Origin of the sequence: Streptomyces sp. NPDC050422 (genome assembly GCF_044458665.1) — a bacterium.
In the GTDB taxonomy this organism is placed as follows: domain Bacteria; phylum Actinomycetota; class Actinomycetes; order Streptomycetales; family Streptomycetaceae; genus Streptomyces.
In genome coordinates, this window is sequence record NZ_JBITIE010000005.1 from 189,036 (window position 1) to 209,257 (window position 20,222).

The following is a 20,222-nucleotide window of genomic DNA, read 5'->3' on the forward strand; positions in this document are numbered from 1 at the left end:
GCCCCCCATGCCGTACGAAGACACCGCACGACCCCTGCCGGCACCGGTCGCCCGGCTGCGCGCCCTGCGCTCCGTCGAGCTCCGCACCCCCGCCTTCACCGAGTCCGCCGACTTCTACCGTGAGGTCTGGGGCCTGGAAGCCGTAGAACACGAAGCGGACGCCACCTGGCTGCGCGGCACCGGCGAGGAACACCACGTCCTCCACCTCAGCCGCGGCGAACGCAACGGCCTCGGCCGCATCACGTTCGCCGTCGCCACCCCCGCCGAGATCGACGAGGCCGCCCGCCGGCTCCTCGCCCGCGGCATCGTCCCCGTCACCGGACCCGGCCCCCTCGACCAGGTCGGCGGCGGCTACGGACTCCGCTTCACCGACCCCGAGGGCCGGCTGATCGAACTCAGCGCCCAGACGTACGCCGTCACCCCGCGCGGCCGGGACGCCGCCGTCCCCGTCGGCGTCACCCACACCGTCCTCAACACCACGGACATCGACGCCGCCGTCGCCTTCTACACCTCGGTCCTCGGCCTGCGCGTCTCCGACTGGTCCGAGCATCAGATGGCGTTCCTGCGCTGCAACGCCGACCACCACTGCATCGCGTTCAACCAGGCCGAGTGGACCTCCCTCAACCACGTCGCCTACGAGATGACATCCGTCGACCACTTCATGCGCGGTCTCGGACGCCTGCGCCACCACGGCATCAACCCCCAGTGGGGGCCCGGCCGGCACGGCCCCGGCAACAACACCTTCTCGTACTTCACCGACCCCGCCGGACTCGTCTGCGAATACACCTCCGAGGTCGCCCAGATCGTCGAGGACGCCTGGATCGCCAAGGTCTGGCGCCGCACGCCCGACCTCTCCGACCTGTGGGGCACCGCCGGCCCGCCCTCACCCGGCATCCGCAGCCACATGGCCGGCACCCCCGACCCCGGACCTCTCACCACCCCCACCGACGCGCCAGAAGAGGTGACCGCATGACCACCACCCTCACCCCCCGGCCGGACACCCCCGCCCGCCCCACCCGCCCCGTCCGCCGCATCGGCCTCGTCGGCTGGGGAGCCATCGGACGCGTCGTCGGCACCGCACTCGCCGAAGGCCACATCCCCGGCGCCGAACTCACCTGCATCATCGACAACCGCCCCCTCGTCGACGCCCCCGCACCCCAACTGTCCTTCGAGGACGCCCTCGCCGTCTGCGACCTCATCGTCGAAGCAGCGGGCCAGGCCGTCGTACGCGAATGGGCCGAACGCGTCCTCAACAGCGGCGCCGACCTGCTCATCGCCTCCACCGGCGCCCTCGTCGACCCCGAACTCACCGACCGGCTGCGCGCCGCCGGACCCGGACGCGTCTACTTCACCGGCGGAGCCGTCGGCGGACTCGACCTCCTCCAGGCCGTCCGCGGACTCGGCCCCCTCACCTCCGTCACCCTCACCACCACCAAGCTCCCCGCCACCCTCCACCAGCCCTGGATGGACGCGGAACTCACCGAACGGCTGCGCACCACCACCGAACCCGTCGAGGTGATGCGCGGCACCGCGATCGACGTCCCGGTGAAGTTCCCCAAGTCGACCAACGTCGCCGCATCTGTCGCCCTCGCCACCGGCGACCCCGCCCTCGTCCAGGTCGTCGTCGTCGCCGACCCCGCCGCCACCCTCACCCGGCACGTCATCGAAGCGGCCGGCCCCCACGGCACGTACCGCTTCGAGGTCGCCCACCGGCCCGACGAAGCGAACCCCGCCACCAGCCAGGTCGTCCCGCACGCCGTACTCCGCAGCCTCGGCGCCGTCGTCGGCCGGGCAGGACAGATCCTGTGACCACCACGGCCCGCCAGGAAGCCGCGCCGGCCGCCGTCGACACCGCCGCCCTCGCCACCGGGGCCGTCCACACCCGCGAGGCCGGCGACCCCGACGCCCCGCTCCTGCTCTGCCTCCACGGCATCGGCTCCTCCTCCGCCGCCTTCACCCCGCAACTCGACGGGCTCGCCGACCAGGTACGGGTCGTGGCCTGGGACGCCCCCGGCTACGCGGACTCCGCCGACCCGGCCCACGCCCCCGGCCTCGACGGCTACGCCGACACCGCCGCCGCCCTCATCCGCGAACACGGCGCCCCCGCCCACGTCCTCGGCGTCTCCTGGGGCGGCGTCATCGCACTACGCCTCGCCACCCGCCACCCGGACCTCGTCGCCTCCCTGATCGTCGCCGACTCCAGCCGCGGCTCCGGAACCCACCCGGACAAGGCCCGCGCCATGCGCGAGCGCGCCGGGCAACTCGCCGACCAGGGACCCGAAGCCTTCGCCGCCGCCCGCGGACCACGCCTCGTCTCCGCCGGCGCACCCCCCGAACTCGTCGCACGCGTCGTCGCCACCATGGCCGCATCCGTCCGCAGCCCCGGCTACGGATACGCCGCCGCATCCATGGCCGAAGCCGACCTCACCGACGACCTGACCGCCATCGCCGCACCGGCCCTCGTCCTGTGCGGCGAACAGGACACCGTCACCGGCACCGACGAGTCACAGGCCATCGCCGGCGGACTCACCAAGTCCGTGTACGTCACCCTCTCCGGCGCCGGGCACCTCTCCAACCAGGAACGCCCCGAGGCCTTCAACGCCTGGGTCCGCGCCCACCTCCACGTCGTCGCCCGCGTACCCGCGTAACGACGAGACCACCCCCCCCACCAACGAACCAAGGAGCATCTCGTGCCCATCGACAACACCCCGTACGAGACCGACGGCGACCTCGCGAAGTTCACCGACTCCCTCATCGCCACCCAGGACTCCCGCGAGCCCGACTGGAACACCCTCTCCTTCCAGGAGAAGGCCGGCGCCCAGTACCGCCGCGCCCAGATCCGCTACGTCGGCTCCGGCGCCACCGGCAACCACGAGAACGACAACCGCATCCTGCCCTCCGGCGGCTTCACCCTCTCCAACATGCTGCTCCCGCCGGGCGCCGAAGGCCCCGAGCACACCCACCACGACGTCGAGGAGGCCTTCTTCGTCCTGGAGGGCCAGGTCAAGGTCGGCATCCACCGCGGCTCCGACGAGGCCGAATACCGCACCCTCGGCTACCGCGACATGATCGTCGTCCCCGCCGGAGTGGCCCGCTCCCTGAAGAACGAGGGCGACACCGACGCCCTGTTCTGCGTGATCATCGGCACGCAGAAGCCGCAGGTCCCCACCTATCCCGAGCACTCCCCGATGCACGGCATCGCCCGCGACTGATGGCCACCGACGACACCCCCCGTACGGTCGTCGTCACCGGCGCCGGCCGCGGCCTGGGACTGGCCGCGGCCCGCCGGATCGGCAACGACGGCCACCGCGTCGTCATCGCCGAACTCGACGAGACCACCGGCAGACAGGCCGCCCACGACCTGCGCGCCGAGGGCATCACGGCCGACTTCCACCCGCTCGACGTCGCCGACCCGGAATCCGTCACCGCACTCGCCACCACCCTCGCCGAAGACGGCAGCCGGCTGTACGGACTGGTCAACAACGCCGGACTCGCCAACGCGGTGGGCGGCAAACCCTTCCACGAGATCGACGTCGAAGTCTGGGACCGCATCATGACGGTCAACGCCCGCGGCCCCTGGCTTCTCGCCCGCGCCCTCCTCCCGCTCATGCGGGACCACGGCAGCGGACGCATCGTCAACCTCGCCTCGGACGCCGCCCTGTACGGCTCACCCCGGCTCGCCCACTACATCGCCTCCAAGGGCGCCGTCATCTCTCTGACCCGGGCCATGGCACGCGAGACCGGCGACTTCGGCATCACCGTCAACGCCGTCGCCCCCGGCCTCACCGAAGGGGAGTCCGCCGCCGACATCCCCGCCGAACGCCACGAGCTGTACCGCCTCAACCGGGCGATCTCCCGCCCCCAGCAACCGGCCGACCTCGTCGGCCTCATCGCCTTCCTCATCGGCGACGAGTCCAGCTACATCACCGGCCAGACCTTCGCCGTCAATGGCGGCTTCACGATGCAGTGAGCTGAGCTGAGCTGAGCTGCACCGGGCTGCGGCCGAAGAGCGTCCGGCAGCCAATTCAAGCCCGTCCGGCGATTGAGGACACCCCCGGCACGGGGGTCCCCGTGCCCCCGCGGAGCGCCCCGCACCCTCGACCCCGACCCCGACCTCGACCCCGACCCGCAAGGAAGCCCATGGACCTCCGCCTGAAAGGCCGCCGCATCCTCGTCACCGGCGGCAGCTCCGGAGTCGGCCTCGCCACAGTCCGCACGCTCCTCACCGAAGGCGCCCGCGTCGCCACCTGCGGCCGCCGCGCCGACGCCCTCACCGCCGCCCTCGACGGACTCGCCGACCCCGAATCGCTCTACCACGCCCCCTGCGACGTACGCGACGAAGCCGCCGTACAGACCTTCACCGAAAACGCGGCGACCCACCTCGGCGGCCTCGACGGACTCGTCAACAACGCCGGCGCCTCCCGGATGAAACCCTTCGCCGAAACCACCGCCGACGACTGGCGCGACGAACTCGAACTCAAGTTCTTCGGCGTCCTCAACCCCCTCAACGCCGCCCTGCCCCACCTCCGCGCCTCCGGCAACGCCTCCGTCGTCAACATCAACGCCGTCCTCGCCAAACAGCCCGAGACCGCACTGATGACGACCAGCGCCGCCCGCGCCGGCATCCTCAACCTCTCCACCTCCCTGTCCAAGGAACTCGCCCCCGACGGCATCCGCGTCAACTCCGTCTGCCTCGGCCTCGTCGACACCGGACAGTGGGAACGCCGCTACGCCGCCTCCGGCAGCCCCCTCGACTACCCCGCCTGGCAGGCCGAACTCGCCGCAGACCGCGGCATCGCGCTCGGCCGCCTCGGCAACGCCGACGAAGTCGCGTACGCCGTCACCGCCCTCCTGTCACCCAGGGCCTCGTACATCACCGGCACCACCCTCGACGTCTGCGGCGGCGTCAACCGCGCCATCGCGTAACCCACATCCCCCACCCCTTCAGGAGCACCCGACATGAACCGACCCAACGGCGGCGACCTGCTCGTCGAGACGCTGCGCGCACTCGGCGTCGACACGGTGTTCGGCATCGTCAGCGTGCACAACCTGCCGCTCGTCGAAGCCGTCGACCGCGACCTCCGCTTCGTCCCCGTCCGCCACGAAGCCGCCGCAGTCAACGCCGCCGACGGCTACGCCCGCGCCACCGGCAACCTCGGCTGCGCCCTCACCAGCACCGGTACGGGAGCAGGCAACGCCGCAGGATCCCTCATCGAGTCCCTCAGCTCCGGCACCCCCGTCCTCCACATCACCGGACAGATCGACAGCGAGTACCTCGGCTCCGGACGCGGCTTCATCCACGAGACCAAGGACCAGCTCGGCATGCTCCGCGCGGTCTCCACCCACGCCGTCACCGTCACCGACGCCGCGCACGCCGGCGACATCCTCCGCGACGCAGCGGCCCGCGCACTCACCGCCCCGCACGGCCCCGTCAGCGTCGAATGGCCCATCGACCTGCAGTTCGCCCCCCAGGACCTCACCGGCACGCCCGTGCCGCAGCCGGCCACCCCCGCCCTGCCCGACCCCGCGCTCCTCGACGAAGCGGCCGCCCTGCTCTCCGCCGCCCGCCGCCCCCTCGTGTGGGCCGGCGGCGGAGCCAACAGCGCCCGCCCCGAACTCGCCGCACTCCTCGACGCCCTGAACGCCGGACTCGTCACCTCCAACTCCGGCCGCGGCTCCGTCCCCGAGACCGACGACCGCGTCCTCGGCAACTACGCCACCGCACCCGCCGGCCGCGCCCTCCTCGCCGAAGCCGACGTGCTGCTCTCCATCGGCACCCACTTCCGCTCCAACGAAACCGCCGACTACAGCCTCGAACTCCCGGCCGTCCACATCCAACTGGACCTGGACCCGGCCGCCCCCGGCCGCGTGTACCCCGCCACCGTCGCCCTGCACGGCGACGCCACCGCCGTACTCGCCGCCCTCCTGGGACGCGTCACCAGCGGCGGTACGGAGACGAGCTGGCCCGACCGCGTCCGCAAGGCCCGCACCGACGCCCGCAGCGCACAACGCCACGCCATCGGACCCCAGGCCGCGATCAACGACGCCATCCGCGACGCCTGCCCGCCCGGATCCGTCATCGCCCGCGACGTGACCATCCCCTCCTCCACCTGGGGAAACCGGCTCCTGGAGATCACCGACCCGGCCACCAACGTCTTCCCGCGCGGCGGCGGCATCGGACAGGGCCTCGCCATGGGCATCGGCGCCGCACTCGGCCGCCCCGACACCCCCACCGTCGTCATCGCCGGCGACGGAGGCCTCGCCGTCCACCTCGGCGAACTCCTCACCCTCGCCCAGGAGAAGCCCGACCTCACCCTCCTCGTCTTCAACGACGGCGGCTACGGCGTCCTGCGCAACATGCAGGACACCCACTTCCCCCGCCGCTCCGGAGTCGACCTCACCACCCCCGACTTCGCCCTCCTCGCCGCCGCCGTCGGCCTCCCGTACGCGAAGATCGCCGCCGAAGCCGACGCCGGACCCGTCATCAAGGAGGCCATCGCCTCCCCGGGCCCCACCCTCGTCGAGATCGACCTCACCGCACTCGGCCCGATGAACACCCCGTTCACCCCGCCGGTCAAGCTCCCCGCCACCGCAACCGATACCCCTGGACAGGGAGGCAACCCGTCATGACGCCCGCCGAGGAACCCCGGCTCGACCTGCTCGTCCACCGCATGACCTGGGAGGCCGACGGCGTCCTGAGCATCGAACTCACCCACCCCGAAGGAACACCCCTCGCCGCCTGGCAGCCCGGCGCCCACATCGACGTACACACCGGCGGACACATCCGCCAGTACTCCCTGTGCTCCGACCCCGCCGACACCACCCACTGGCGCATCGGCGTCCTCCACGAACCCGCCTCCCGCGGCGGCTCCGCCCACCTCCACACCCAACTCCGCCCCGGCCAGAGGCTCCACGTCCAGGGCCCCCGCAACCACTTCGAGCTCGACACCACGGGCGACGCCACCGGCTACCTCTTCATCGCGGGCGGCATCGGCATCACCCCGCTCCTCGCCATGGCCCGCGAGGCCACCCGCACCCGCACCCCCTGGCGCCTCGTCCACGGCGGCCGCACCCGCACCTCCATGGCCTTCGGCGCAGAGCTCACCGAACTCGCCACACTCGCCGAACTACCCGACGGAACAGTCGAGTTCGTCCCCCAGGACGAGCACGGCCACATCGACCTCGACACCCTCCTCGGCGACCTCGCCCCCGGCACCCAGGTCTACTGCTGCGGCCCCGAACCCCTCCTCGCAGCAGTCGAGGAACGCCACCCCGACGCCCGCACGGAACGCTTCGCCGCCCCCACCGCCGCACCCCGCGACGGCGAGGACACCGCTATCGACGTCGTCTGCTCCCGCACCGGACGCACCGTCGAGGTCGGCCCCACCACCTCCGTACTCGACGCACTGGAGAACGCCGGCATCCCCGTCGCCTCCTCCTGCCGCGACGGCATCTGCGGCACCTGCGAGACCAAAGTCCTCGAAGGCACCCCCGACCACCGCGACTTCCTCCTCACCGAGACCGAACGCGAAACCGGCGCCTCGATGATGCTCTGCGTCTCCCGCGCCCGCACCCCCCGCCTCGTACTCGACCTCTGACACGCCCCCGAAGGGAGCCGACATGACCAGCACGACCACCCCGCAGTACCTCAACCCGCACCAGGCACGCACCGCCGAGCCCACCCCGTACGAGAAGAAGCTCGCCGCAGTGATCGAAGAGGTCTTCGGCAGCGGAGCCCACGACCTGCCCGGCCTCGTCGCCGGACTCAACGCCCGCGACCTGCCCGCCCCCGACGGCAGCCCGTGGACCGAGGACACCTTCCGCAACGAGATGCGACGCCTGGGAGCGTGAGACAACCATGACCACCGACACCACCACCCCCGTGCAGCCGGGCACCCCCACCCGCCCCTCCGAAGTCGCCCGCCCCGGCAACCGCACCGCCGACCGGCTCTACGCCACCGGCATCCGCAACCAGTGGTACGCCGTCTGCCCCTCCGACTTCGTCCCCGCCGGCGGCATGAAGCGCCTCACCCTCCTCGGCGAGGAATGGCTCCTCTTCCGCCGAGCCGACGGCACCCTCCACATGCTCGAGGACCGCTGCCCCCACCGCGGCGCCCGCCTCTCCCTCGGCAAACACCTCGGCGACCGCATCGCCTGCTGGTACCACGGCGTCCAGGTCGACGGCACCGGCACCGTCGCCGCCGTACCCGGCCTCCCCGGCTGCAACCTCGAAGGCAAACAACTCGTCGCAGCCCCCCACGTCATCGAGACCGCCGGCGGCATCCTCGCCTACTTCGGCGACAACGAGCACCCCGAACCGGCACCACTCGTGCTGCCCGAACACCTCACCGACCCCGGCACATCCGCGTTCCTCTGCTACGCCGAGTGGAACGTCAACTGGCGCTACGCCGTCGAGAACCTGCTCGACCCCATGCACGGCTCGTTCCTCCACCGCGACTCGCACAGCATGGCCGAAGGCCAGACCACCGCACGCTTCCGCATCCGCGAGACCGAACGCGGCTTCTTCTTCGAGAAGACCGACCAGAGCGGCGTCAACTTCGACTGGGTCGAACTCTGCCGCACCGGCGTCGACTGGGTCGACCTCACCATCCCCTACCCGCCGACCGCCGGCCCCGGCGGACCCTTCGGCATCGTCGGCATGGCCACCCCCATCGACGAGGACCGCTGCGCCGTCTTCTTCTGGCGCTACCGCAAGGTCACGGACTGGCAGCGCGACACCTGGCGCTTCCTCTACAAGACGCTCCTGGAGGACCGCCACTGGGACGTCCTCGAACAGGACCGCATCATGCTGGAGGACCTGCGCACGGACGCCGACCAGGCGGAGAACCTCTACCAGCACGACCTGGGCGTGGTCCGCGTACGCCGCATGTACCGCACAGAAGCGGAAGCCCAGGCGGCGACGGCCTGACCCACGTCCTCAATCGCCGGCACCATCGCCCCGGGCCCCGGCACCCTCAATCCGGACACCTGCACAATCAATCCGGACACCGGCAAAATCAAGCCCGTCCGGCGATTGAGGACACATCCCGCACCGGGGTACCGGCGCCCCGCGGAGCGCCCCCGCCCCCCCACTACTACTCGCCCGACTCCGCCGCCAACACAGACCGCTCCAACTTCTCCAACAGCCCCGCCAACTGCGCGCACTCCCGCGGCGACAACCCCGCCAGCATCCGCCGCTCGTTGTCCAGATGCTCCGAGAACAGCTCGTCGATCACCGACAGCCCCTCGTCCGTCAGCCGCGAGTGCACCACCCGACGGTCCTGCGGATCCCGCTCCCGCCGGATCAGCCCGTCCTTCTCCAGACGGTCTATCCGCAGCGTCACCCCCGCCGAACTGATCAGCCCCGAATCGGCCAGCTCACCCGCCGTACGCCGGAACGGCGCCCCCGCCCGGCGCAGCGCCGTCAGCACATCGAAGCCCGCCATCGAGAGCCCCTTGCGCTCCACCGGCCGCGAGATCGCCGCGCTGTACCGCAGGAACGCCCGGTGCAGCCGGCCGAACACCTCCAGCGGAGCCGTATCCAGCTCGGGCCGCTCCCGCCGCCAGTCCGCCACGATCGACGCCACCGCATCCTGCCGCGACGCGGAACCGGTGGACGCCACGGAACCCCCGGGCCCCCCAGAGCCGTTCTTCGCCATCCCGGGCACTCCTCCGTACAGGTACACCGTCATCAAGAATCTTAGCCCTCAAAGGACGCCGCCGGGCCCCGTCAGCCCAGCGAGAACGCACCTGCACACCGCCCGCCGCATACGGCAGCATGGGCCCCATGTCCGTACTGACGCGCGATGAAGCGCAGGCCCGAGCCCAGTTCCTCGACGTACAGCGGTACACGATCGACCTCGATCTGACCGCAGGGGAAGAGACCTTCGACTCCCGTACCGTCATCCAGTTCACCGCCCTCGCCGCCGGTGACACCTTCGTCGAGATCAAGCCCGCCACCTTGCGCTCCATCAGCCTCGACGGACACGCACTGGACCCCGCGGACCTCACCGAGAACCGCTTCCCCCTCACCGCCCTCACCACCGGCACCCACGAACTGCGCATCGACGCCGCCATGCGCTACTCCCGCACCGGCGAAGGCATGCACCGCTTCACCGACCCCACCGACGACGAGACCTACGTCTACACCCAGCTCTTCATGGAAGACGTCCAGCGCGTCTTCGCCGCGTTCGACCAGCCCGACCTCAAATCCGTCTTCGCCCTCACCGTCACCGCCCCCGAAGGCTGGACCGTCCTCGGCAACGGAATCTCCCGGCACACCGGCGACGGCCGCTGGACCCTCGCCCCCACACCCCCCGTCTCCACCTACCTCGTCGCCGTCGCCGCAGGCCCCTGGCACTCCGTGACCACCGAACACGCCGGACTGCCCTTCGGCATCCACTGCCGCCGCTCGCTCGCCCCCCACCTCGACACCGACGCCGACGAGATCCTCGACATCACCCGCGCCTGCTTCGACCGCTTCCAGGAAAAGTTCGACGAGCCCTACCCCTTCGACTCCTACGACCAGGCATTCGTCCCCGAATTCAACGCGGGCGCCATGGAGAACCCCGGCCTCGTCACCTTCCGCGACGAATTCATCTACCGCTCCGCCGTCACCGACACCGAACGCCAGACCCGCGGCATGGTCATCGCCCACGAAATGGCCCACATGTGGTTCGGCGACCTCGTCACCCTCGCCTGGTGGGACGACATCTGGCTCAACGAGTCCTTCGCCGAATACATGGGCTACCAGACCCTCGCCGAAGCCACCCGCTTCACCGACACCTGGGTCGACTTCGGCGTCGCCCGCAAGGGCTGGGGATACGACGCCGACCAGCGCCCCTCCACCCACCCCGTCGCCCCCGACCCCGCCGCCGTCCCCGACACCGCATCCGCGATGCTCAACTTCGACGGCATCTCCTACGCCAAGGGCGCATCCGCCCTGCGCCAACTCGTCACCTGGCTCGGCGAAAAGGACTTCCTGGCCGGCATCAACACCCACTTCGCCCGCCACAAGTTCGGCAACGCCACCCTCGCCGACTTCATCGACAACCTCGCCTCCGCCACCGACCGAGACGTCCACGCCTGGGCCGAACAGTGGCTGCGCACCACCGGAGTCGACACCCTCACCCCCCACCTCACCGAAGCCGACACCACCTGGTCCCTCGCCGTCGACCACCAGGGCACCCGCCCCCACCGCATCACCGTCGGTACGTACGACCACGCCATCGACACCCAGTCCGGCCCCGACCGGCTCGTCCTGCGCGACCGCTTCGACATCAACATCCCCCAGGACAACGCCACCCAGGACGGCCCCCACGAAGGCGACAGCACCACCACCCGCCCCGGCCGCCGCCCCGCCCTCGTCGTCCTCAACGACAACGACCTCACCTACGCCAAGATCCGCCTCGACCCGGACTCCTGGAACACCGTCCTGAACAGCCTCTCCGGCATCCCCGACGCCCTCACCCGCGCCGTCATCTGGAACGCCGCCCGCGACATGGTCCGCGACGGCGAACTCGCCCCCACCACCTACCTCGAAGCCGCCCGCACCCACCTCCCGCACGAAACCGACCTCGCCCTCCTCCAAGGCGTCCTCACCTTCGCCGACACCCAGGTCGCCGCCCGCTACATCACCCCCCACGACCGGCCCGCCGCCCTCACCACCCTCACCGCCCTCACCCGCGACCTCATCCGCCGCACCGAGGACGGCACCCAACCCGGCCTCCGCCTCACCGCCGTACGCCACTTCATCGACGCCGCCACCCAGCCCGACACCATCCACGGCTGGCTCACCGACGGCACCGTCCCCGGCGGCCCCGAACTCGACCCCGAACTACGCTGGCGCATCCTCACCCGCCTCGCCGTCCTCGGCGCCACCGACGAAACAGCCATCGCCGCCGAACTCGAAGCCGACCCCAGCGCCACCGGCCAGGAAGGCGCCGCCCGCTGCCGCGCCGCCCTGCCCACCCCCGAAGCCAAGGCCGTCGCCTGGCACGCCATGTTCACCGACGACACCCTCTCCAACTACCTGTTCACCGCCACCGCCCAAGGCTTCTGGCAGCCCGAACAGACCGATCTCGTCACCGCATACGTGCCCCGCTACTACCCCGACGCCACCGCACTCGCCGTCCGCCGCGGCCCCGCCATCGCCGAAGCCGCCGGACGCTACGCCTTCCCCGCGTACACCATCGACGCCGACAGCCTCCACCTCGGCGAACAGGCCCTCACCGACCAAGCCCTCATCCCCGCCCTGCGCCGCAAACTCGCCGACCAGATCGACGACCTGCGCCGCGCCCTCACCGTCCGCAACGCCCACTGATCCACCGCCACTGATCCACCGCCACTGACCCGAAGCCACACACCACCCGCACAACCCGCACCACCCGTGCCCGGCCCGCCCTCACCCCGAGGACAGGCCGGGCACACCCATATCCGGACCCGCCACCGCACGCACCACTACCACCCGAACCCCACACCAACGCCCCCAAGCGCCCACCCATCCCCCTTTCGAGTTCAGATCACCGGGCTCCCCGACAACGCCCACCGAAACCCGGACAAGCTGGCGTGTCCACCCGTGTGCACCCGAAGGGCCACCCACCCATGCCCACCCCACCCCTCGCCGGATCCACCACCGGCCCCACCGCCCTGCGCCCCCTCATCGACACCGTCCTCACCGCACTCCAAGAAGGCGCCCGCCGCCGCGACGGCCCCCTCCCCGTCGGCGGACCCGACACCGTCACCACCCACATGCGCACCGCCCTCGACCCCGTCATCCCCGAACACGGAACCGGCCCCCACCACGCCCTCGCCACCCTCATCGGCGCCCTCACCGAAGGCGCCGCAGACCCCGCAGACCCCCTCTGCGCAGCCCACCTCCACACCCCACCCCTCGCCCTCGCCACCGCCGCCGACCTCGCAGCCTCCGCCCTCAACCCCTCCATGGACTCCTGGGACCAGGCCCCCGCCGCCTCCACCCTCGAAGCCGACATCACCGCAGCCCTCGCCGCCGAGATCTACCCCCACCACACCCACCCCGACGCCCTCATCACCACCGGCGGCACCGAAGCCAACCAACTCGCCCTCCTCCTCGCCCGAGAACGCCACGGCCCCACCCTCCAGACCATCACCGGCACCAACGCCCACCACAGCATCACCCGCGCCGCCTGGCTCCTCGGCCTCCCCGCGCCCCTCACCGTCCCCGCCCCCGACGGCACCATCGACCTCAACGCACTCAACGACACCCTCACCCGGCACCAGGAACACGGCCCCCTCCTCGTCACCGCCACCGCAGGCACCACCGACACCGGCCAGATCGACCACCTCACCGCCATCGCCGACCTCTGCGACACCCACGGCGCCGAACTCCACATCGACGCCGCCTACGGCGGACCACTCCTCCTCAGCCCCACCCACCGCCACAAGATCAACGGCCTCGACCGCGCCCACAGCGTCACCCTCGACCTCCACAAACTCGGCTGGCAACCCGCATCAGCCGGCATCCTCGCCGTCCCCGACCAGCACTACCTCCACCCACTCCACCACCACGCCCCCTACCTCAACGCCGACGACGACACCCAAGCCGGACTCCCCGACCTCCTCGGCCGCTCCCTGCGCACCACCCGCCGCCCCGACGCACTCAAAATCGCCGTCACCCTCCAAGCACTCGGCCGCACCGGACTCGCCGACCTCATCGACCGCACCTGCACCGCCGCCCACCACCTCGCCGACCTCATCACCAAAACCCCCACCCTCGACCTCTACGACCGTCCCACCATCACCACCGTCCTCTTCCGCCCCACCGGCGCCGACGACCACACCGTCGCCACCATCCGCCGCACCCTCCTCACCCGAGGCCACGCCGTACTCGGCCGAACCCGCACCCACGGCCACCTCTGGCTCAAAGCCACCCTCCTCAACCCCCACACCACCCCCGACGACCTGCAAAAACTCCTCGACCTCGTCACCCACCTCACCACCGAACTCACCGAAGCCACCGAACTCACCGAAACCGCTGAAACAGCCGGAACCACCGAAACAGCCGAAACCACCGAAACCACGGAAAGCAGCACCCACCGATGACAGCCCGGACCGACCGGCCCACCCCCGAGACCGATCAGCCCCACGACCTCGTCGGCATCGGCATCGGCCCCTTCAACCTCTCCCTCGCCGCCCTCGCCCACGGCCTCACCCACCCCATCGCCGCCACCTTCTACGACCAACGCCCCGCCTTCCACTGGCACCCCGGCCTCCTCATCGACGGCGCCAGCCTCCAAGTCCCCTTCCTCGCCGACCTCGTCACCCTCGCCGACCCCACCAGCCCCTGGACCCTCCTCAACTACCTACGCACCCGCGACCGGCTCTTCCCCTTCTACTTCGCCGAGCGCTTCCACATCCAACGCGCCGAATACGACGCCTACTGCCGCTGGGTCAGCCAACAACTCCCCGCACTCCACTTCGGCCACCAAGTCGACGCCATCCGCTGGAACCCCCAACGCGCCCTCTTCGAAGTCGACTTCACCCAACTCGACCCCCACGGCGAAGCCGAAGCCCTCGGCCGCGCCCACACCCGCCACATCGCCCTCGGCATCGGCACCGAACCCCACATCCCCGAACCCCTCAAACCCCTCGCCGACGCCGGAACCGTCCCCGTCATCCACTCCGCCGACTACCTCCACCACCGCCAACAACTCCTCGACGCCGAACACATCACCGTCATCGGCTCTGGACAATCAGGCGCCGAAATCTTCCTCGACCTCCTCCGCGCCCGCCCCACCGGCCACGAAAAACTCCACTGGCTCGCCCGCACCCCCGCCTTCGCCCCCATGGAGTACTCCAAACTCGGCCTCGAACACTTCACCCCCGACTACACCCGCTACTTCCACGCCCTCCCCGAAGCCGCACGCGACCAACTCGTCCCCCACCAATGGCAACTCCACAAAGGCATCGACCACGACACCATCACCGCCATCCACGACGAGCTCTACCGCCGCACCCTCCACGGAGGCTGGCCCGACGCCACCCTCACCCCCGGCGTCACCGTCCGCACCGCAGGCCGCGTCGCCACCACCCGCGTCGAACTCCACCTCGAACACACCCAACAAGGCACCCGCACCCGCCTCACCACCGACGCCGTCGTCCTCGCCACCGGCTACCGCGAACGCCCCCTCGACCAGATCCTCGGCAACCTCGGCACCCACCTACGCCGCGACACCGCCGGCCGCCCCCGCATCGACGCCCACTACCGCCTCGACCTCGACCCCACCATCACCGGCAACATCTACGTACAGAACGCCGAACGCCACACCCACGGAGTCGGCGCCCCCGACCTCGGCCTCGCCGCCTGGCGCAGCGCCACCATCCTCAACAACCTCACCGGCACCACCCCCTACCCCCTCCCACAACGCACCGCCTTCACCACCTTCGGCCTCACCCCCCAGCACACCGGCATCCCCGCACAACCCCCCACCCTCGTCCCCCTCTCCCGAGGCAACTGACGACACACGGACACAAAAAAAGCGGCCGCCCCCTCCCACCAAAGGAAGAGAGCGGCCGCCACACACACCCGCGTCACACACGCCCGCCTAGAACACCGGCGAACCATCCCGCGTCAGACGCCAGTCCACCGAAGCGAACTCCGCACCATCCACCGAACCCTTCGCCTGCACCCACGCAATCATCGTCGTCCGGATCTCCTCCGAATTCGCCCACAACTGCTTCGCACCCGCCACATGCGGGAAGTTACCCCCACCGCTCGCCCGGTAATTGTTCACCGCCAGAACGAACTGCGCCGCCGGATCGATCGCCTTCCCCCCGAACGACAGATTCACAATCCGCGAACCATTCGGCTTCGCAATATCAATGTCATACGTCACACCCGACACCACGTCATAGTTGTAATCCGGCGTATTGTTCGCATTCGTCAACTTCGCCGTATCCACCGGAACGCCCGCCGCCGTCTGCACGTAATACTGCGCCGAGAACTCCAGATAATCCTTGACCTGCGCACCCGTCAGCAACCGCGCCTCAAGCGTGTTCTCGAACGTGTACAGACCCGCCGCATCCTTGATCGTCACATCGCCCGCCGGAATCCGAGCCGTACGCGAGAAACACGCCGCCTGCGACAACACCGGCAACGCCGCATACTCACCACCCGCCAGCGCCGCCTTCACCGTCTCCGCCTGGATGACATTGATCAGATCAATGATCGGCTCGTCCTTCCACGCCGCCTCGACCGTCGTCATCTCCGAAGCCGACGTACCGATCACCTGGTTGACGTACGCCACCACCTTCCTGTGCTCATCCGCCAGCAACCTGGTGATCTTCCGGTCCTCCGCCACCGTGTTGGAGTTCAGCACCTGCGAACCGGCCTTCTCGACCACCCAGCGCCCCTTCTCCCACACCAGATCGAAGTCGAACAACGTCAGCCGCTGCCCCCACTTCAACGGCTCGGACAACACGACCTTCTTACCCGTCTCCTTGTTCTCCACGAAGTACTCGGGAATCTCCGAATGCGCATGACCCACCAGAATCGCATCGATCCCCGGCACCTGCTCCGCCACCAGACCCGCCGCATTCTCCACATACGGAATCTGATCACCGTACGACGACGTCCCACTGCTCCCCGAGTGCGCCGACACGATCACCACATCCGCACCCATCGAACGAAGCCGCGGAACGTACTTCGCCGCCTGCTCCTCAAGCCCCGGGAACACCATCTTCCCGCTCACATTCGCCTTGTCCCAGATCGCGATACCCGGATTCGTCAGCCCCAGGATCGCCACCTTCACATCCCGGCCGTGCGGCGTACGCAGCTTCTTGATCACATACGGAGCGAACGCCGGCCGCAACGTCTTCGCATCCAGCGCGTTCGCACCCAGCAGCGGGAAATCACACTGCTCCTCGAACTTCCGCAGCACCGGAATGCCGTAGTTGAACTCGTGGTTGCCCAGCGCCGCCGCGTCATACCCGATCGCGTTCATCGCCTGCGCCATCGGGTGCACCGGACCGTGCTTCGCCGTGATCGGATCGACCTTCGCGTAGTAGTACGACAACTGCGTACCCTGGATCGTGTCACCCGCATCGATCATCAGGGTGTTGTGACGACCCTTCTCCCGACGCACCTGGTCCACCAGCGTCGAGATCTTCGCCAGACCGACGTCGTTGTGGTCCTTGTCGTCGAACTCCTTGTCCGTGAAGTAGTCCCAGTTGAACGCGTTCCCGTGCAGATCCGTCGTGCCCATCACGGTGAACGAGTACCGCTTCGGCGGACGCCCGTGCCCGGCCCCATGGCCATGCGCCTCGGCAGGCACCGCGGCACCACCCGCGATCGCCACACCCGCACCGGCCGCGGCCGATGTGCCCAGGAACGTCCTTCGGTTCAGCGGCATCTCGTTCTCTCCCACATCTCAGTTCACTCCGTGCACAGTTCACTCCGTACACAACGCGCGTAGATCCCACGCACGCGTGGACAACGCGCGTAGATAATCACCCACACACCACCCCAGGCAACACCCCCGGCAGGTTTCTATTCGATGACCACCCGCCGGTGCATCCGGTTGCCACAGCGAACCCGCCGCCCACACCACCCGGCCCCACAGCCCCAGAACCCCCCGCCGAATGCTCATCCGAGCACCCCGCCGCACAATTCAACACTTGTCAAAAACCCTTCACCCAAAGGTCGTTGACCAGTCATGCACAGCCAGATAACTACCCGTAGGTAAGGTCTAGGCTCGAACCATGCGCCGAGCCAAAATCGTTTGCACCCTAGGACCCGCCACCGACACATACGACCAGATCAAAGCCCTGGTCGACGCGGGAATGGACATCGCCCGCCTCAACCTCAGCCACGGCACCTACGCCGAACACGAAGACCGCTACCACCACGTACGCAAAGCATCCGACGAAGCCGGCCGCAGCGTCGGCATCCTCGCCGATCTTCAAGGCCCGAAGATCCGCCTCGGACGCTTCCGCGAAGGACCCGTACTCCTTGAACGCGGCGACGACTTCACCATCACCGTCGAACCCATGGAAGGCGACCGCCACACCTGCGGCACCACCTACACCGGCCTCCACGCCGACGTCACCGCAGGCGAACGCATCCTCATCGACGACGGCCGCGTCACCCTCGAAGTCACCGAAGTCGACGGCCCCCGCGTCCACACCACCGTCATCGAAGGCGGCATGGTCTCCGACCACAAGGGACTCAACCTCCCCGGCGTCGCCGTCTCCGTCCCCGCCCTCTCGGAGAAGGACATCGAAGACCTCCGCTGGGCCCTGCGCACTGGCGCCGACGTCATCGCCCTCTCCTTCGTCCGCAGCGGACGCGACATCGAGGACGTCCACCGCATCATGGACGAGGAAGGCCGCCGCCTCCCCGTCATCGCCAAAGTCGAGAAGCCCCAGGCCGTCGACAACATCGACGACATCGTCGCCGCCTTCGACGGCATCATGGTCGCCCGTGGCGACCTCGGCGTCGAAATGCCCCTGGAACAGGTCCCGATCGTCCAGAAGCGCGCGATCAAACTCGCCAAGCGCAACGCCAAGCCGGTCATCGTCGCCACGCAGATGCTCGACTCGATGATCGAGAACTCCCGCCCCACCCGCGCCGAGGCCTCCGACGTCGCCAACGCCGTCATCGACGGCACGGACGCGGTGATGCTCTCCGGCGAGACGAGCGTCGGCAAGTACCCCATCGAGACGGTCCGCACGATGTCCCGCATCGTCGAGGCGGCGGAGGAGGACATCCTCGCCAAGGGCCTCCCGCCCCTGACCGACCGCAACAAGCCCCGCACCCAGGGCGGCGCGGTCGCCCGCGCGGCAGCGGAGATGGGCGACTTCCTCGGCGCGAAGTTCCTGGTCGCCTTCACCCAGAGCGGCGACACGGTCAAGCGCCTCTCCCGCTACCGCTCACCCATCCCGCTCCTGGCCTTCACCCCGGACCCGGCCACCCGCTCCCAGCTGAACCTCACGTGGGGTGTGGAGACTTTCCTGGGGCCGCACGTGGAGTCGACGGACGCGATGGTGGCGCAGGTCGACGAGGAGCTCCTGAAGATCGGCCGCTGCCAGAAGGGCGACGTCGTCGTCATCACCGCAGGCTCCCCGCCGGGCGTCGCGGGCTCGACGAACCTGGTGCGCGTGCACCACATCGGCGAGGACGACAGCCCGAAGTAGGGGGCTGGCTCAGTATTTCGGCCCGACGTGTGCATCCATGAGGGCTACGGATGCCCGTCGGGCGACGGAGATGTTGAACGGGTCGCTCCCGCGGGCGAGGGTTGTCCACTGGACGCCTACGGTGGTGAGAGTGTCGCTGAAGAGCTTGCGGATGTCGTCTGACTTGTTGGAGAAAAAGTAGCGCGGGTACTCGTAGCGCTTCCGCTCACCTCCGACGAGGCGCGTGGTCCAGTTGGTGATGCGGCAGCCGTCCGAGTGGATGAGCCCCCGGATGAATGACCACGGATCCGTTTCCACGATTTTCTGCTGCCAGGCCTCAAGCGTGATCTCACGCTCATGCTTCTTACCCGGGCCGTGCTGAGGGAACAGGCAGTAAAGGTGTTTCGAGTAGACCTTGATGTTGTGGCAGCCGGTTTTCCGGACTCGACATGTGGCGTTGTCCGGGAACACCTTGCGCATGGCGGCCTCGGCCTCGTCCTGAATGCCCGGCCAGGCATCATCGAGCGTGATCATGAGATTAGGTACTCGGTGCTGTGAGCACCGGCTTACGTGGCCGTCGCCCAAGTAGAGGGCCAGGAGGTAGGAGTACGCGGCCTCGTTGAGTTCGACGCCGTCGCACCGATGGCACATCGGGTTGTGCGAGCCCGGACACTCGCCCCGCTTGGAGCGGTCCATATGGAGCCAGTACGACACGGTGCCGCGAGGAACGTCCAGCTGACGGGCAACGTCGGCGCCCGTGGTGCCGGACCTGAGGAGAACGAGCGCCTTTTGGCGGACTTCTGTGCTGTGGAAGATCACAGCACCACTCTGGGCGATGGTGCGTGCCGACAAATGGCAAAAAGCGGATGTTCACGAGAACGTGAACATCCGCTTTTCTGCTGAGTGCCCGGTGTGGGATTCGAACCCACATGCCCTAAGGCACGGCATTTTGAGTGCCGCGAGTCTCACCAGTTCCTCCAACCGGGCAAGGTGGGAGCTGTGGAGTAGTGTACCGGGTCCTGTTGCTGCGGCGCTGCTAGGTAGGCTGCTGAGCAGCAGCAGCATGCCCG

The 20,222-nt window shown here is 69.4% G+C and carries 17 protein-coding genes and 1 tRNA gene; 14 read left to right on the forward strand and 4 right to left on the reverse strand.

Translation table 11 applies throughout. The features are described from left to right. Nucleotides 1–7: 7 nt before the first annotated feature. From ACIBJG_RS08960 to ACIBJG_RS09005, 10 genes are all read left to right on the forward strand, one after another. Nucleotides 8–973, forward strand: a complete 966-nt coding sequence (locus ACIBJG_RS08960; RefSeq protein WP_399305813.1) for a VOC family protein — start codon at nucleotides 8–10, stop codon at nucleotides 971–973. Beyond that, nucleotides 970–1,809 carry an aspartate dehydrogenase domain-containing protein gene (locus tag ACIBJG_RS08965; protein WP_399305816.1) on the forward strand — a complete coding sequence of 280 codons (840 nt, stop codon included), beginning with the start codon at nucleotides 970–972 and terminating at the stop codon, nucleotides 1,807–1,809. The genes ACIBJG_RS08960 and ACIBJG_RS08965 overlap by 4 nt, the downstream gene beginning before the upstream one ends. A gap of 104 nt (nucleotides 1,810–1,913) precedes the next feature. Beyond that, nucleotides 1,914–2,648, forward strand: coding sequence for an alpha/beta fold hydrolase (locus ACIBJG_RS08970; protein ID WP_399306286.1), 735 nt, complete (start codon nucleotides 1,914–1,916; stop codon nucleotides 2,646–2,648). 42 nt (nucleotides 2,649–2,690) lie between these two features. Then, complete coding sequence (locus ACIBJG_RS08975) at nucleotides 2,691–3,212, forward strand: cupin domain-containing protein (protein ID WP_399305819.1); 522 nt, start codon at nucleotides 2,691–2,693, stop codon at nucleotides 3,210–3,212. Continuing rightward, nucleotides 3,212–3,970: an SDR family oxidoreductase gene (locus tag ACIBJG_RS08980; protein WP_399305822.1), complete on the forward strand. Its 759-nt coding sequence runs from the start codon at nucleotides 3,212–3,214 to the stop codon at nucleotides 3,968–3,970. Before ACIBJG_RS08975 ends, ACIBJG_RS08980 begins: the two co-directional genes overlap by 1 nt. Nucleotides 3,971–4,140: 170 nt before the next feature. Next, nucleotides 4,141–4,926: an SDR family oxidoreductase gene (locus ACIBJG_RS08985; protein ID WP_399305824.1), complete on the forward strand. Its 786-nt coding sequence runs from the start codon at nucleotides 4,141–4,143 to the stop codon at nucleotides 4,924–4,926. A gap of 33 nt (nucleotides 4,927–4,959) precedes the next feature. After that, the gene (locus ACIBJG_RS08990; RefSeq protein ID WP_399305827.1) at nucleotides 4,960–6,630 is read left to right on the forward strand and encodes a thiamine pyrophosphate-binding protein; all 1,671 of its coding nucleotides are present in this window, start codon (nucleotides 4,960–4,962) and stop codon (nucleotides 6,628–6,630) included. Continuing rightward, nucleotides 6,627–7,598 (forward strand): PDR/VanB family oxidoreductase, encoded by a 972-nt coding sequence (locus ACIBJG_RS08995; protein ID WP_399305829.1) that lies wholly within the window; start codon nucleotides 6,627–6,629, stop codon nucleotides 7,596–7,598. The genes ACIBJG_RS08990 and ACIBJG_RS08995 overlap by 4 nt, the downstream gene beginning before the upstream one ends. Nucleotides 7,599–7,620: 22 nt before the next feature. Continuing rightward, nucleotides 7,621–7,851 (forward strand): recombinase-like helix-turn-helix domain-containing protein, encoded by a 231-nt coding sequence (locus ACIBJG_RS09000; RefSeq protein WP_399305832.1) that lies wholly within the window; start codon nucleotides 7,621–7,623, stop codon nucleotides 7,849–7,851. 7 nt (nucleotides 7,852–7,858) lie between these two features. Beyond that, nucleotides 7,859–8,929 carry a Rieske 2Fe-2S domain-containing protein gene (locus ACIBJG_RS09005; protein ID WP_399305835.1) on the forward strand — a complete coding sequence of 357 codons (1,071 nt, stop codon included), beginning with the start codon at nucleotides 7,859–7,861 and terminating at the stop codon, nucleotides 8,927–8,929. 166 nt (nucleotides 8,930–9,095) lie between these two features. On the opposite strand, the gene ACIBJG_RS09010 is transcribed toward ACIBJG_RS09005, so the two are convergent. Beyond that, nucleotides 9,096–9,659: a MarR family winged helix-turn-helix transcriptional regulator gene (locus tag ACIBJG_RS09010; protein ID WP_399305838.1), complete on the reverse strand. Its 564-nt coding sequence runs from the start codon at nucleotides 9,657–9,659 to the stop codon at nucleotides 9,096–9,098. Between the two features lie 128 nt (nucleotides 9,660–9,787). Here ACIBJG_RS09010 and pepN point away from each other — a divergent pair, with 128 nt between their 5' ends. The 3 genes from pepN to ACIBJG_RS09025 all read left to right on the forward strand — a co-directional run bounded on the left by pepN (nucleotide 9,788) and on the right by ACIBJG_RS09025 (nucleotide 15,497). Then, entirely contained in the window at nucleotides 9,788–12,322 is a 2,535-nt protein-coding gene (gene pepN / locus ACIBJG_RS09015; RefSeq protein ID WP_399305842.1) for an aminopeptidase N, read from the forward strand. Nucleotides 12,323–12,603: 281 nt separating this feature from the next. After that, a complete protein-coding gene (locus ACIBJG_RS09020; RefSeq protein WP_399305844.1) occupies nucleotides 12,604–14,082 on the forward strand; it encodes a pyridoxal phosphate-dependent decarboxylase family protein in 1,479 nt (492 codons plus the stop codon). Beyond that, nucleotides 14,079–15,497, forward strand: coding sequence for a lysine N(6)-hydroxylase/L-ornithine N(5)-oxygenase family protein (locus ACIBJG_RS09025; RefSeq protein WP_399305847.1), 1,419 nt, complete (start codon nucleotides 14,079–14,081; stop codon nucleotides 15,495–15,497). The genes ACIBJG_RS09020 and ACIBJG_RS09025 overlap by 4 nt, the downstream gene beginning before the upstream one ends. A gap of 87 nt (nucleotides 15,498–15,584) precedes the next feature. Here ACIBJG_RS09025 and ACIBJG_RS09030 read toward each other — a convergent pair whose 3' ends face one another. Beyond that, a complete protein-coding gene (locus ACIBJG_RS09030; protein WP_399306288.1) occupies nucleotides 15,585–17,390 on the reverse strand; it encodes a bifunctional metallophosphatase/5'-nucleotidase in 1,806 nt (601 codons plus the stop codon). Nucleotides 17,391–17,739: 349 nt separating this feature from the next. On the opposite strand from ACIBJG_RS09030, the gene pyk reads away from it, so the two are divergent. Continuing rightward, a complete protein-coding gene (pyk, locus tag ACIBJG_RS09035) occupies nucleotides 17,740–19,173 on the forward strand; it encodes a pyruvate kinase (RefSeq protein ID WP_399305850.1) in 1,434 nt (477 codons plus the stop codon). Nucleotides 19,174–19,182: 9 nt separating this feature from the next. Here the strand turns inward: pyk and ACIBJG_RS09040 are convergent, their stop codons facing one another. Together ACIBJG_RS09040 and ACIBJG_RS09045 are read right to left on the reverse strand one after the other, a co-directional pair. Beyond that, nucleotides 19,183–19,971: a helix-turn-helix domain-containing protein gene (locus ACIBJG_RS09040; protein WP_399305852.1), complete on the reverse strand. Its 789-nt coding sequence runs from the start codon at nucleotides 19,969–19,971 to the stop codon at nucleotides 19,183–19,185. Nucleotides 19,972–20,056: 85 nt separating this feature from the next. Next, nucleotides 20,057–20,139, reverse strand: a tRNA-Leu gene (locus ACIBJG_RS09045). Nucleotides 20,140–20,222 lie beyond the last annotated feature (83 nt).